A 12331-nucleotide genomic window follows, 5' to 3' on the forward strand; every position below is an offset into this window, starting at 1 on the left:
CGGTGTATCAGATCGCCCGTGAGGAGGCCCCGTATGCGCGCTCTCGTCGCCGCCGCCACCGGTCTCGCCGTCGCGTTCGCCGTGGTCCTCACGCTGACCGCCCTCGGCTCCCCCTCGGGCGGGACGTCCCCGAAGCCGCTGCTCACGACGGTGCCCGCACACCCCTGACCGCCCGCCCGGGAGGGAGGCCGAGATGCGCCGCAAGGCCGGCCTGGTCCTGCTCGCCCTAGCCGTGTTCTTCGCGGCGCTGTCCCCGCTGCTGCGCTGGTACGCCTTCCCGCGCCTCGCCAAGGTCCCCGCGAACCAGTACCAGGACATGGTCCTGGTGGCGCAGAACGCCACCCTCCTCGACTACGGCACGATGCGGGCCCGCAAGGTCCCCGAGGTCACGATCGTGCAGACCCTCAAGGGCGACGTCGAGGCCTCCGAGCGGATCGAGGAGTCGGCGGGCCGGGACGTCGTCGTCTGGGACGGCCTGTCCTACGTCGTCGGCCCCGACGGCGAGATGGTGTCGAAGATCCCCGAGCGCTACATCTTCGACGCCCACACCCAGGAACCCGTCCACGCCACCGGCGAGATGGTCGACGGCGACCCGGTGCGCCGCGAGGGCATCGAGTTCAAATGGCCGTTCCTCACGGAGAGACGGGACTACGAGTACTTCGACGCCCAGGCCCGCGTCACCGCCCCCATCCACTACAAGGGCACACAGGACTTCCGCGGCCTGGAGGTCTACTACTTCGAGCAGACCATCCCCTGGACCGAGGTGAGGATCCCGAAGACGCTGCCCGTGAAGGGCCTCACCCCCGAGTCGGTCGCCGAGACCGGCACGACCCGCTGGTACACCACGGTCCGCAAGTTCTGGGTCGAACCCCTCACCGGCGCCCCCGTCTACGGCGAGGAACTCCACCAGGAGGAACTGCGCGGCGGCACCCTCCTCGGCGACCGCGACAAGGTGACCGCGTTCGCCGGGCACGTGAAGATGCGCGAGGACTACATCACGCACACGGTCGACCTGGTGAAGTCCCAGCGCCTGCTCATCCTGCTGCTGACGTCCTACCTGCCGTGGGGCTCCCTGACCCTCGGCGTCCTCCTGCTGGCCCTCGCGCTGTACCTGGAGGCCCGCAGGCGCCGCCCGTCCGGCCCGGCTCCCACGGAGGCCGGGGAACCGTCACCGGTCAGCGCCTGAGCCGGGCGCTGGTGTGCCGCGTCGGCTCGGCCCCGGCCGGGTCCTCGGGCCACGGATGCTTCGGATACCGCCCGCGCAGCTCCGCCCGTACGCCCTTGTAACCGTCCTTCCAGAACGAGGCGAGGTCGGCGGTGACGGCGGCCGGCCGCCCGGCCGGGGACAGCAGATGGACGAGCAGCGGCACCCCCGCGACCCGCGGCGACTCATGGAGCCCGAACATCTCCTGCAACTTCACCGCCAGCACGGGCTGCTCGGGCCGGGAGTAGTCGATGCGGATCCTCGACCCGCTCGGCACGGTGATCCGCTCCGGGGCGAGCTCGTCGAGCCGCCCGGCCTCCCCGGAGGCCCAGGGCAGCAGCCGCGCGAGCGCCTCCCCGGCGTCGATCCGCGCCAGATCGGCCCGCCGCCGGGCCCGGCTCAGCTCCGGTTCCAGCCACTCGTCCACGCGCGCGTGCAGCGCGTCGTCGGAGACGTCGGGCCACGGTTCACCGAGGTGCAGCCGCAGAAACGCGAGCCGCTGCCGCAGAACGCCGGCCTCCGGAGACCACCGCAGCACCCCGAACCCCTCCCGCCGCAGCCCGTCGAGCAGCGCACCGCGTACGAGCACGGGATCGGTGTCCTTCAGCGGCCGCACCGCCAACTCCACGGCCCCCAGCCGCTCCACCCGCCGCGCCACGACGTCCCCACCGTCCCAGCGCACCTCGTCCCGCTCCTCGAGCAGCGCCCCCGCGGCGAGCCGGGCGACCCCTTCGTCGACGACGGCCCCCGACTGCACGCGCGCGTGCCCCTTGCCGACGGGCCGGTCCGCCACGGCGACGGCGACCCAGTCGGCCCCCCGCAGCCCGCTCCCCTCGCCGATCTCGGCACGCGTCCCGGACACCATCAGGCACGCCCCGCCGTCGACCCTGCCGACGCGCTCGGGAAAGGCGAGCGCGGCAACGAGCCCCACCTGCCGATCCTCCGAGGCGTCGTCCCACTTCCCGACCTCGACCTCTGGAGGTGAGATACGGGTGGGCGGGTGGGAGACCCCCGAAACGACGGCCCGCAGCCGCCGAACCTCGCTCCGCCACCGCGAGGCATAGGCGTCACCCCCACGCCGAGCACGACGCAACGCACCCGCGAGATCATCGCCGTACTCCCGAGGCGCCTCCTCGCTCAACAGGGCGACGATTTCCGAGGCGCGCTCGGCCCCCACGAACGGAACGGAATCCACCAATGCCCGCCCCAGCCGCGGATGAAGCCCCAGCCGAGCCAGCGCAGCACCCCGCTCCGTGGCCCGCCCGGCGGAGTCGACGGCCCCGACCGCCGCCAGGACATCCCGCGCCGCCGCCATCGCCCCACTCGGCGGCGGATCCAGCAGCGCCAGCCCGGACGCGTCCGGATCCCCCCAGCACGCCACCTGAAGCGCGAACGCCGTCAGGTCCGCCACCTTGATCTCCGGCGAGGGAAAGCGCGGCAGCCGCGCATCCTCGGCCTCCGCCCAGCACCGGTACACCGCCCCCGGCGCCTCACGCCCGGCCCGCCCCGCCCGCTGCCGCCCGGCCGCCTGCGACGCCCGTACGGTCGTCAGCGCGCTCAACCCGCGCGCGTGGTCGACGCGAGGCTCCCGCGCCAGCCCGGAGTCGACGACCACACGCACACCGGGAACCGTCAGCGACGACTCCGCCACCGACGTGGCCAGCACCACCCGGCGCCGTTCCCCACCGGCCAGCACGGCGTCCTGCACGGCCGCGGGCGCCCGCCCGTGCACCTGAAGCACCTCGGCGTCCCCGAGTTCCCCGAGCTGCCCGGCGACCCGGGCGATCTCGCCCACGCCCGGCAGGAAACACAGCACGTCCCCGTCCCGCTCGGCCAGTGCCCGCCGCACCACCGACGCCACATGCGTCAGCAGCGCCGGATCGACACGCATCCCGTGCGGCGGCCGTACCGGCCGTACCGACGGCGCCCACACGACCTCCACCGGATACGCCGTCCCCTGGGCCTCGACCACCGGAGCACCGCCCAGCAGCGCGGCCCACCCCTGCGCGTCGGTCGTCGCAGAGGCGGCCACCAGCCGCAGCTCCGGGCGCAGCGTCTGCCGCACGTCCCACAGGAACGCCGCCGCCGTGTCCGCGTCCAGATGCCGCTCGTGGCACTCGTCGAGCACCACCACGTCCGTACCGGCCAGCTCCTGGTCCCGCTGCACCCGCTGCACCAGCACACCGGTCGTGACGACCTCCACGCGCGTGTGCCGCCCGACGACGCGTTCCCCGCGCACGGTGTAGCCGACGCTCCCGCCCACCTTCTCGCCCAGCAGCCACGCCATCCTCCGCGCCGCCGCCCGTGCCGCGATCCGCCGCGGCTCGGCGACGATCACCCGCCGCCGAGGCCCTTCCCCGAGCAGCCCCGCCAGAGCCAGGGGCACCAGGGTCGTCTTTCCCGTGCCGGGCGGCGCCACGAGGACGGCGGTGCCGTGCCCCTCCAGGGCGTCGTCCAGGGCGGGCAGGGCACCGCGTACGGGCAGGGCGTCCAGGGCGTCGTAACGGATCACGCACTCAGTCTCGTACGCACACGAAGATCGCAGTCCCCGGGATCAGGTTCCCGCGCAGTGGCGACCAGCCGCCCCACTCGGAGGTGTTCCAGGCCGGCCACTCCGGCTCCACCAGGTCCACCAGCCGAAACCCCGAGGCCACCACGTCCCGGACACGGTCGCCGAGCGTGCGGTGGTGCTCGACGTAGACCGCGCGGCCCTCCTCGTCCTGCTCGACGTAGGGCGTGCGGTCGAAGTACGAACCCGACACCGACAGCCCTTCCGGTCCCGGCTCGTCCGGGAAGGCCCAGCGGATCGGGTGCGTCACCGAGAAGACCAGACGGCCCCCGGGCCGCAGCACCCGGCGCACCTCCCGCAGCACCAGGCGCGGGTCGGCGACGAAGGGCAGCGCCCCGTACGCCGAGCAGACCAGGTCGAACGAGCCGTCCGCGAAGGGCAGCGCACCGGCGTCGGCGCACACCAGGGGGAACGGTCCGCCGATGCGCAGCGCGTGCTGCAGCTGCCGGTGCGAGATGTCCAGGGCCACGGGGCGGGCGCCCTGGCCGGCCAGCCAGCGCGAGCACTGGGCCGCGCCCGCGCCGATCTCCAGGACGTCCTTGCCCTTCAGCTCCTCCGGTGGGCCGAGCAGCTCGGCCTCCACCTCGTCCAGGCCCTCGGGGCCCCACACGAAGCGGTCGTCGCCGAGGAAGGTGCCGTGCTCGGTCTGGTACTCGTCCGCGTTGCGGTCCCACCAGCCCCGGTTGGCCCGGGAGCTCTCCGTGACATCTGCGTCACGCCGGGTCGCCTCCGGTTCGGACGCTTCGGGCTCTTGGATGATCGGCTCCCTCGTCGTACTCTTCCGTCCAGCCGGTCCCGGAGGTGTCCCGAAGGGGGCGTCACACGCCCTGCGTGGCCTCGGACGACACGACTTGTGCCGGGTATGCGGTGTTCCGCCCCGGGTGGGCGGCTTCGCGCATTGACCCTGCCCGGCTGCCCCCGTATGCTACAAGTTGCGCTGCGGGCCTGCGCACCTCAGACGTAGCAGGCTGCGCTCGCATCTGTATGTATGTCCCCTCGGTTGTCGAGGCGCCACTTTCGTTTCTGTGGCGCTTCCTTGGCTGTCCGGCTTCTGCAGAGCGAAACGGGCTCCCGGCGTAGCAGTACCTACGACTTCAATGTCCGTACCGGAGCCCTTTCCCACATGACGAGCAGCACCGAGACCACCGCCACCACCCCGCAGGTAGCGGTCAACGACATCGGTAACGAGGAAGCCTTCCTCGCCGCGATCGACGAGACGATCAAGTACTTCAACGACGGCGACATCGTCGACGGCGTCATCGTGAAGGTCGACCGGGACGAGGTCCTGCTCGACATCGGTTACAAGACCGAAGGTGTGATCCCGAGCCGCGAGCTCTCGATCAAGCACGACGTCGACCCCAACGAGGTCGTCGCCGTCGGTGACGAGATCGAGGCCCTTGTTCTCCAGAAGGAGGACAAGGAAGGCCGCCTGATCCTCTCGAAGAAGCGCGCCCAGTACGAGCGTGCCTGGGGCACCATCGAGAAGATCAAGGAAGAGGACGGGATCGTCACCGGTACCGTCATCGAGGTCGTCAAGGGTGGTCTCATCCTCGACATCGGCCTCCGTGGCTTCCTCCCGGCCTCCCTGGTCGAGATGCGCCGCGTTCGCGACCTCCAGCCCTACGTGGGCAAGGAGCTCGAGGCCAAGATCATCGAGCTGGACAAGAACCGCAACAACGTGGTCCTGTCCCGCCGTGCCTGGCTGGAGCAGACCCAGTCCGAGGTCCGCCAGACGTTCCTCACCACCCTCCAGAAGGGTCAGGTCCGTTCCGGCGTCGTCTCCTCGATCGTCAACTTCGGTGCCTTCGTGGACCTGGGTGGCGTCGACGGCCTGGTTCACGTCTCCGAGCTGTCCTGGAAGCACATCGACCACCCGTCCGAGGTTGTCGAGGTCGGCCAGGAGGTCACCGTCGAGGTCCTCGACGTCGACATGGACCGCGAGCGCGTCTCCCTGTCGCTGAAGGCGACCCAGGAAGACCCGTGGCAGCAGTTCGCCCGCACCCACCAGATCGGCCAGGTCGTGCCCGGCAAGGTCACGAAGCTGGTTCCGTTCGGTGCGTTCGTCCGCGTGGACGAGGGCATCGAGGGTCTGGTCCACATCTCCGAGCTGGCCGAGCGCCACGTGGAGATCCCGGAGCAGGTCGTCCAGGTCAACGACGAGATCTTCGTCAAGGTCATCGACATCGACCTCGAGCGCCGTCGCATCAGCCTCTCGCTGAAGCAGGCCAACGAGGCCTTCGGTGCCGACCCGTCGGCGGTCGAGTTCGACCCGACCCTCTACGGCATGGCCGCGTCCTACGACGACCAGGGCAACTACATCTACCCCGAGGGCTTCGACCCCGAGACCAACGACTGGCTCGAGGGCTACGAGACCCAGCGCGAGGCCTGGGAGACCCAGTACGCCGAGGCGCAGCAGCGCTTCGAGCAGCACCAGGCGCAGGTCATCAAGTCCCGCGAGGCGGACGAGAAGGCCGCTGCCGAGGGTGGCGAGCCTGCCGCTCCGGCCGCGTCCGGTGGTGGCGGTTCGTACTCCTCCGAGGGTGCGGACAACTCCGGCGCGCTGGCCTCGGACGAGGCGCTTGCCGCGCTTCGCGAGAAGCTGGCCGGCGGCCAGAGCTGATCGCTGCCGCTGAGGCTTAGCAGCTGACTGAGGGGCCGTACCTTTCGAGGTGCGGCCCCTCAGTGCTGCCTCCGGAAAGATCATGTACTCCTTCTTCGGGAATGCCCACGCCCGCAAGGACGTTGTGCAGTACGGACACGAGGAGGAGCGGTCACTGTGCTTGATCCGCAGGGTTTGTACGCATGGGAGCCGAAGGGGCTGGCTGTCGTCGACATGGCGTTGGCCCAGGAGTCGGCCGGACTTGTCATGCTCTACCACTTCGACGGATACATCGACGCGGGCGAGACCGGCGACCAGATCGTCGACCGGCTGCTCGACTCGCTGCCCCACCAGGTCGTCGCCCGCTTCGACCACGACCGGCTCGTGGACTACCGCGCCCGCCGCCCGTTGCTGACGTTCAAGCGCGACCGCTGGAGCGACTACGAGGATCCCGCCATCGAGGTGCGGCTGGTGCAGGACGCCACCGGAGCGCCGTTCCTGCTGCTGTCCGGCCCTGAGCCGGACGTGGAGTGGGAGCGCTTCGGCGCGGCCGTGAAGCAGATCGTGGAGCGGCTCGGCGTCCGTCTGTCGGTGAACTTCCACGGCATTCCCATGGGCGTCCCGCACACCCGGCCCGTCGGCCTGACCCCGCACGGCAACCGCACCGACCTCGTCCCGGGCCACCGCAGCCCGTTCGAGGAGGCGCAGGTACCGGGCAGCGCCGAGTCGCTCGTCGAGTACCGCCTGCTCCAGGCCGGGCACGACGTCCTGGGCGTCGCCGCCCACGTCCCGCACTACATCGCCCGCTCTCCGTACCCGGACGCGGCCCTGACGGTCCTGGAGGCCATCACGGCGGCCACCGGACTGGTGCTGCCCGGCATCGCCCACGCCCTGCGCTCGGACGCCCACCGCACCCAGACGGAGATCGACCGGCAGATCCGCGAGGGCGACGAGGACCTCACCGCGCTCGTCGAGGGCCTGGAACACCAGTACGACGCCGTCGCGGGCGCCGAGACCCGGGGCAACATGCTCGCCGAGCCGGTGGACATCCCCTCGGCGGACGAGATCGGCCGGGAGTTCGAGAAGTTCCTGGCCGAGAGAGAAGGCGACAGCTGAGCCCGGGGAGACCTGGACAGGGCCCTGCCTCCGGCAGGGCCTAAGCTCGGCTCATGCTGAAGGTGGGCCTGACCGGCGGTATCGGTGCCGGCAAGAGTGAGGTGTCACGGCTGCTCGTCGAGTGCGGTGCCGTGCTGATCGACGCGGACCGCATCGCGCGGGAGGTCGTCGCGCCGGGGACGCCGGGGCTCGCCGCGGTCGTGGAGGCCTTCGGCGAGGAGATACTCGCGGCCGACGGCAGCCTGGACCGCCCCAGGCTCGGCTCCATCGTCTTCGCCGACGCGGCGAAGCTCGCCACGCTCAACTCGATCGTGCACCCCCTCGTGGGTGCCCGCTCCCGCGAGCTCGAAGAGGCCGCCGCCGAGGACGCGGTCGTCGTGCACGACGTCCCGCTCCTCACGGAGAACGGCCTGGCGTCGCTGTACGACGTCGTGATCGTCGTCGACGCGAGCCCAGAGACCCAGTTCGACCGGCTCGTACGGCTGCGCGGCATGACCGAGGAGGACGCCCGCGCGCGGATGGCCGCCCAGGCGGCACGCGAGCAGCGCCGGGAGATCGCGGACATCGTCATCGACAACGACGTTCCGCTGGAGGACCTGGAGCGCCGCGTGAAGGACGTGTGGGCCGAACTGGAACGCAGGTCGCAGGCGCTCCGGCCGTCCCCTCAGGAATAGCGGCATCTCGCGGGTGCGTTGAACCCTTGCAGTGAGGGAAGGACTCTGCCGTGCCCGAGACCAGCGGTTCCACCGGACGTACTCCGGAGACGCACGTCATCGACTTCCGTGCCGCCGAGCAACTGCTCGCGGCGCGGGACCCGCGGGGCGCGGTGAAGCTGCTCGACGGAGTCATCGCCGCGCACCCGGAGAACACCGCCGCCCGGCTGCTGCGGGCGCGTGCCTTTTTCGCGGCGGCGCAGCTGAGGCCGGCTGAGCTGGAGTTCTCGATCGTCCTGGAGCGCGAGCCGGACAACGCGTTCGCGCACTTCGCGCTCGCCCGCACGTATGAGCGGCAGAACCGCCCCGACCAGGCCAAGCGCCACTTCCGCCTGGCCGCCGCGCTGGATCCGAACCCGCGGTTCCTGAAGGCGGCGGGCTTCGACTCGTGAGCGCCGGTCCCCGTCCGCCTCAGGGGCGGTCGTCCGGTGGACGGTAGGGCGGGATGTCGGGGCCCGGCTGGTAGTGCGGACCCTGGCGGATGTGCCTGAGGACGACGACGAGGTCGATCGTGACGACCAGCAGCAGCGCGCCACAGGCGATGGCCCAGCCGGTCCGCCCGGCGAGCGTGAACGCGACCGTCCCGAAGAGCGCCCAGACCAGCCCCCACACGCTCAGCCAGAAGCGCGCCCGCAGGGCACTGCGCGCGGTCCGCGGTTCACTGCCTGTACGCATCGCTCGATCACCACTCCTGCTTGCAACGTACTCTTCGTGGCGAGAGTTCACCAAGGCAGACGGAGGGGGCCGTGCATGCTGCCGGACGCCGACGCGTTACCCGAGATCCTGCTCGACCTCGCGGTGCCGCACGAGGACATCAACGACCTGGTCGCCCTACGGCGGACGCTCACCGCGGACGCCGGGGCCATGAGGCTCCTGGAGGAGTGCGTCGACGACCTGGTGCGGGACATCGGGGAGATCGGGGTCGCGGTACCGCTCGCTGAGCGCGTCGAGGAGGTCCCGGCGGCGCTGGGCCCGTACTTCGCCGTGTACGTGTTCGTCGCGGCGCTGCCGTACACGCGCGCATATCACCAGGAGCGGGGTGTCACCACCGAGGTCAGCCGCCGCACTCTCGCCGACCTCGGGCGGAACATGGCGCACCATCGACGGCAGCACGGCAGGGGAGGGGTGAAGGTCCCCCAGTGGCTCACGCCCCACTTCCGAGGTGAGCTGTACCAGCTGGGGCGGCTGCAGTTCGAGCGGGCGCGCCTCGGGCAGCGGACGGGGCGGGCGGTGTCGGCGGCCGGGCTGGACGTGACGCCGGGGGAGCCCTGTCTGAACCTGCACATCCCGGACTTCCGCGGGCCGCTGTCCCCGGCGGCCTGCGACCGTTCCCTGGAACTGGCGCGGGATTTCTTCGCCCGCCACTTTCCGCAGGAGCGGTACCAGGTCGCGGTGTGCCACTCCTGGCTCCTTGACCCGCAGTTGAGGCGGTACCTCGCCCCGGATTCCAACATCGTCCGCTTCCAGGAACGCTTCGAGGCCGGCCGTGACCCCGGTGAAGAGCCGGAACCGGCGGACACCGAGCCCGTCCGGTTCGTCTTCGGCGACCCGGACCTGCCGGTGGCGAGCCTGCCGAGGCGGACGTCGGTGGAGCGGGCGGTGGGGGATCACCTGAGGGCGGGCGGCCACTGGTACGTGGGGCACGGCTGGTTCCCGCTGTAGGCGTCTGGGTTCCGCTGTCGGCGCCCGTGGCCCTCGGCTTCCGGAAGTCGGGCGGCCCGTTCACTCGGTCGGGTGAAGGCAGCCAGGGCGGGAACGGGCGTGCGGTTGTGGCCCGTTGGACGGGCATGGAGCTGAAAATGCGTGAGGGATACGAGGGGACGGGACCCGGGGCCATCACCCCGGACGGCTGCGCGGTGGAGTTCTACTCGCGGCTGCCCGTCGGGGACGAACCGGACGTCATCGCAGCGGCGGTGCCTGCGGGCGCGCGCATCCTGGAACTGGGCAGCGGCGTCGGGCGCATGACCCATGCGTTACTGGAGCGCGGGTTCGAGGTCACGGCGGTGGACGAGTCCCCCGAGATGCTGGAGCGCGTACGCGGGGCGCGGACGATATGCAGCCCGATCGAGGACCTGGACCTGGGCGAGAGGTTCGACGTGGTGCTGCTCGCGTCGTTCCTCGTACACGCCGGGGATGCCGAGGTGCGGCGGGGCCTGCTGCGCACGTGCGTGCGGCATGTCGCGGAGGGCGGCTCCGTGCTGATCCAGCGGGAGGGCGAGGACTACCACACGAACGTGCCGCGCGAGCGTGTGGCTCCCAGCGGCTTCACCGTGCGGATCGTGTCGTCGGATCCGGTCGGCGACGGGGTCAACGCGGTGCGCGCCGAGTACGAGTTCCCGGACGCGGTCTGGACTCAGACGTTCCGGGCACGACCGTTGACCAGGGAACAGTTCGAGGAGGCGCTGGGGGAGACGGGCCTGAGAGTGGACCAGTACCTGACGGAGGATCGGATATGGGTGAGGGCGGTGCCCGACGGTCTGGACGGCGGGAGTGCGTGAGGGATCGTACGGGGTGGGAGAGCGGGCGGCTGACCGGCTACGACACGGTTTCGACGTCCTTGGCACTGTGCGGGGACGCCGAGCTGCGTGAGCTGGTGGACGCGGCCGTGCCGTTGGGGACGGGCATTGGCGGGAAGCCGGCCCGGATGGACGTGGCCGGCTCGCCGGTCTTCGTGAAGCGGGTGCCCCTGACGGACCTGGAGCGGCGGCCGGAACACCTCCGGTCCACGGCCAACGTGTTCGGGCTCCCCACCTTCTGCCAGTACGGCGTCGGCGGGCCCGGGTTCGGGGCGTGGCGCGAGGTCGCCGCTCACACGATGACGACGAACTGGGTGCTTTCCGGGCAGTTCCACGGCTTTCCGCTGATGTACCACTGGCGCGTCCTGCCGGACGAGGCCCCCACGCTGGCGGAGGAACTGGCCGATGTGGAACGGGCGGTGGCCTACTGGGAAGGCAGCGCGGAAGTGCGGCGTCGTATCGAGGCGCTGCGGCAGTCCTCGGCGAGCGTAGCGCTGTTCCTGGAGTACATACCCCAGACGTTGCACGCGTGGCTCACGGCGCGGGTACGAACGGGCGGCGAGGCTCTCGACTGGGCGTGCTCGCTGGTGGAGAGGGAACTGCGGGCCGGCACGTCCTTCATGAACAGCCGGGGGCTGCTCCACTTCGACGCCCACTTCGAGAACGTCCTGACCGACGGCCGGCGCCTGTACTTCGCCGACTACGGCCTCGCCCTGTCCAGCCGCTTCGACCTCTCACCCGCTGAGACCGACTTCTACGACCGGCACGCCACCTACGACCGTTGCTACACGGCCAGTTACCTAGTGAACTGGCTGGTCACCGCCCTGCATGGCGCGGACTGGGAGATACGTGGAGAACTGATACGGGCATGGGCCGAAGGACAACAGCCCAACGGGGTGCCGCCCGGGACGGCGGCGATCCTCACCCGCAATGCGCCGGTCGCGGCCGTGATGACGGACTTCTACCGAACGATCCAGGAGGTGAGCAGGACAGCTCCGTACCCGTTGGAAAGACTCCGGCGGCTCTGCCCGTGACAGGCGCGGGCGCGGCGATTCGGGGTGAAAATCTGCCGGGCGGCGATGAGTTCGTTGGTGAGGGACGGTCTATCCCTGCGACATCACCACGGACCGCATCCCACAGGAGACCTCCATGCCCGAGACCACCGCTCCCGTCACCGCCGCCTCCTCCGCCCCGGCCGGTGTCGTCGTCGCCGAGTCCGCGACCGCTCGCGGGCGGCGGGCCCGGATCGCACTGCGCGGTCTCCAGGTGCTGCTCGCCCTCTTCTACGGGATCGCGAGCGCCCTGCCCAAGCTCATCGCGCACTCGTCCGCCGCCGAGTCGTTCGAGGAGCTCGGCTGGGGCAGCGCGGGGATGTACACCATCGGTGCGCTCGAACTGGCCGGAGCGGTCGCTCTGTTGATCCCGGTGCTCCAGTCGGTGGCGGCGATGGCGCTGGGCGCGCTGATGGTGGGCGCGTTCGTCGTCCAGATCGCTGTCTTCGACGGGCAGTACGCGGCGACGCCGGTCATCCTGATCGTGCCGCTCGCCCTCATCGCCTGGGCGAGGCGGGGGCACAACGCCGATCTACTGCGCCTGCTGCGGCTCCGGGCCTGA

Annotated in this window: 13 protein-coding genes; 10 read left to right on the forward strand and 3 right to left on the reverse strand. The window is 71.1% G+C overall.

The features are described from left to right. Window positions 1-33 precede the first annotated feature (33 nt). Together ACZ6TU_RS09905 and pgfA are read left to right on the forward strand one after the other, a co-directional pair. Complete coding sequence (locus tag ACZ6TU_RS09905; protein WP_010039541.1) at window positions 34-168, forward strand: SPW_0924 family protein; 135 nt, start codon at window positions 34-36, stop codon at window positions 166-168. Between the two features lie 25 nt (window positions 169-193). Then, window positions 194-1186, forward strand: coding sequence for a cell envelope lipid trafficking protein PgfA (gene pgfA / locus ACZ6TU_RS09910; protein WP_467674032.1), 993 nt, complete (start codon window positions 194-196; stop codon window positions 1184-1186). On the opposite strand, the gene hrpB is transcribed toward pgfA, so the two are convergent. Further along, complete coding sequence (gene hrpB, locus ACZ6TU_RS09915) at window positions 1176-3716, reverse strand: ATP-dependent helicase HrpB (RefSeq protein ID WP_467674030.1); 2541 nt, start codon at window positions 3714-3716, stop codon at window positions 1176-1178. The two genes, pgfA and hrpB, sit on opposite strands and share 11 nt — an antisense overlap. Window positions 3717-3720: 4 nt before the next feature. After that, complete coding sequence (locus tag ACZ6TU_RS09920) at window positions 3721-4530, reverse strand: class I SAM-dependent methyltransferase (protein ID WP_037672112.1); 810 nt, start codon at window positions 4528-4530, stop codon at window positions 3721-3723. Between the two features lie 366 nt (window positions 4531-4896). Here ACZ6TU_RS09920 and rpsA point away from each other — a divergent pair, with 366 nt between their 5' ends. From rpsA to ACZ6TU_RS09940, 4 genes are all read left to right on the forward strand, one after another. Further along, entirely contained in the window at window positions 4897-6393 is a 1497-nt protein-coding gene (rpsA, locus tag ACZ6TU_RS09925) for a 30S ribosomal protein S1 (protein WP_467674028.1), read from the forward strand. 156 nt (window positions 6394-6549) lie between these two features. Next, window positions 6550-7488, forward strand: coding sequence for a PAC2 family protein (locus ACZ6TU_RS09930; RefSeq protein ID WP_467674026.1), 939 nt, complete (start codon window positions 6550-6552; stop codon window positions 7486-7488). 53 nt (window positions 7489-7541) lie between these two features. Continuing rightward, window positions 7542-8162 carry a dephospho-CoA kinase gene (gene coaE, locus ACZ6TU_RS09935; RefSeq protein WP_467674024.1) on the forward strand — a complete coding sequence of 207 codons (621 nt, stop codon included), beginning with the start codon at window positions 7542-7544 and terminating at the stop codon, window positions 8160-8162. A 50-nt stretch (window positions 8163-8212) separates the two neighbouring features. Then, a complete protein-coding gene (locus ACZ6TU_RS09940; RefSeq protein WP_086852684.1) occupies window positions 8213-8593 on the forward strand; it encodes a tetratricopeptide repeat protein in 381 nt (126 codons plus the stop codon). A gap of 19 nt (window positions 8594-8612) precedes the next feature. Here ACZ6TU_RS09940 and ACZ6TU_RS09945 read toward each other — a convergent pair whose 3' ends face one another. Then, window positions 8613-8876 carry a DUF6343 family protein gene (locus ACZ6TU_RS09945; protein WP_467674022.1) on the reverse strand — a complete coding sequence of 88 codons (264 nt, stop codon included), beginning with the start codon at window positions 8874-8876 and terminating at the stop codon, window positions 8613-8615. 75 nt (window positions 8877-8951) lie between these two features. Between ACZ6TU_RS09945 and ACZ6TU_RS09950 the strand changes: the two genes are divergently transcribed. From ACZ6TU_RS09950 to ACZ6TU_RS09965, 4 genes are all read left to right on the forward strand, one after another. Further along, a complete protein-coding gene (locus ACZ6TU_RS09950; protein WP_467674021.1) occupies window positions 8952-9863 on the forward strand; it encodes an acyltransferase domain-containing protein in 912 nt (303 codons plus the stop codon). A gap of 137 nt (window positions 9864-10000) precedes the next feature. After that, complete coding sequence (locus ACZ6TU_RS09955) at window positions 10001-10699, forward strand: class I SAM-dependent methyltransferase (protein ID WP_467674019.1); 699 nt, start codon at window positions 10001-10003, stop codon at window positions 10697-10699. Next, window positions 10696-11751, forward strand: a complete 1056-nt coding sequence (locus ACZ6TU_RS09960; protein WP_469547696.1) for a protein kinase family protein — start codon at window positions 10696-10698, stop codon at window positions 11749-11751. The genes ACZ6TU_RS09955 and ACZ6TU_RS09960 overlap by 4 nt, the downstream gene beginning before the upstream one ends. Before the next feature lie 115 nt (window positions 11752-11866). Next, window positions 11867-12331 (forward strand): DoxX family protein, encoded by a 465-nt coding sequence (locus ACZ6TU_RS09965; protein ID WP_467674015.1) that lies wholly within the window; start codon window positions 11867-11869, stop codon window positions 12329-12331.

The organism is Streptomyces sp. NPDC052064 (genome assembly GCF_055585925.1).

Excerpts from the sequence above, each read along its gene's own strand:
- pgfA (WP_467674032.1), top strand. The coding sequence starts at position 194 with ATGCGCCGCAAGGCCGGCCTGGTCCTGCTCGCCCTAGCCGTGTTCTTC.
- rpsA (WP_467674028.1), top strand. The coding sequence starts at position 4,897 with ATGACGAGCAGCACCGAGACCACCGCCACCACCCCGCAGGTAGCGGTC.
- ACZ6TU_RS09965 (WP_467674015.1), top strand. The coding sequence starts at position 11,867 with ATGCCCGAGACCACCGCTCCCGTCACCGCCGCCTCCTCCGCCCCGGCC.
- ACZ6TU_RS09955 (WP_467674019.1), top strand. The coding sequence starts at position 10,001 with ATGCGTGAGGGATACGAGGGGACGGGACCCGGGGCCATCACCCCGGAC.
- ACZ6TU_RS09945 (WP_467674022.1), bottom strand. The coding sequence starts at position 8,876 with ATGCGTACAGGCAGTGAACCGCGGACCGCGCGCAGTGCCCTGCGGGCG.
- ACZ6TU_RS09950 (WP_467674021.1), top strand. The coding sequence starts at position 8,952 with ATGCTGCCGGACGCCGACGCGTTACCCGAGATCCTGCTCGACCTCGCG.
- coaE (WP_467674024.1), top strand. The coding sequence starts at position 7,542 with ATGCTGAAGGTGGGCCTGACCGGCGGTATCGGTGCCGGCAAGAGTGAG.
- ACZ6TU_RS09905 (WP_010039541.1), top strand. The coding sequence starts at position 34 with ATGCGCGCTCTCGTCGCCGCCGCCACCGGTCTCGCCGTCGCGTTCGCC.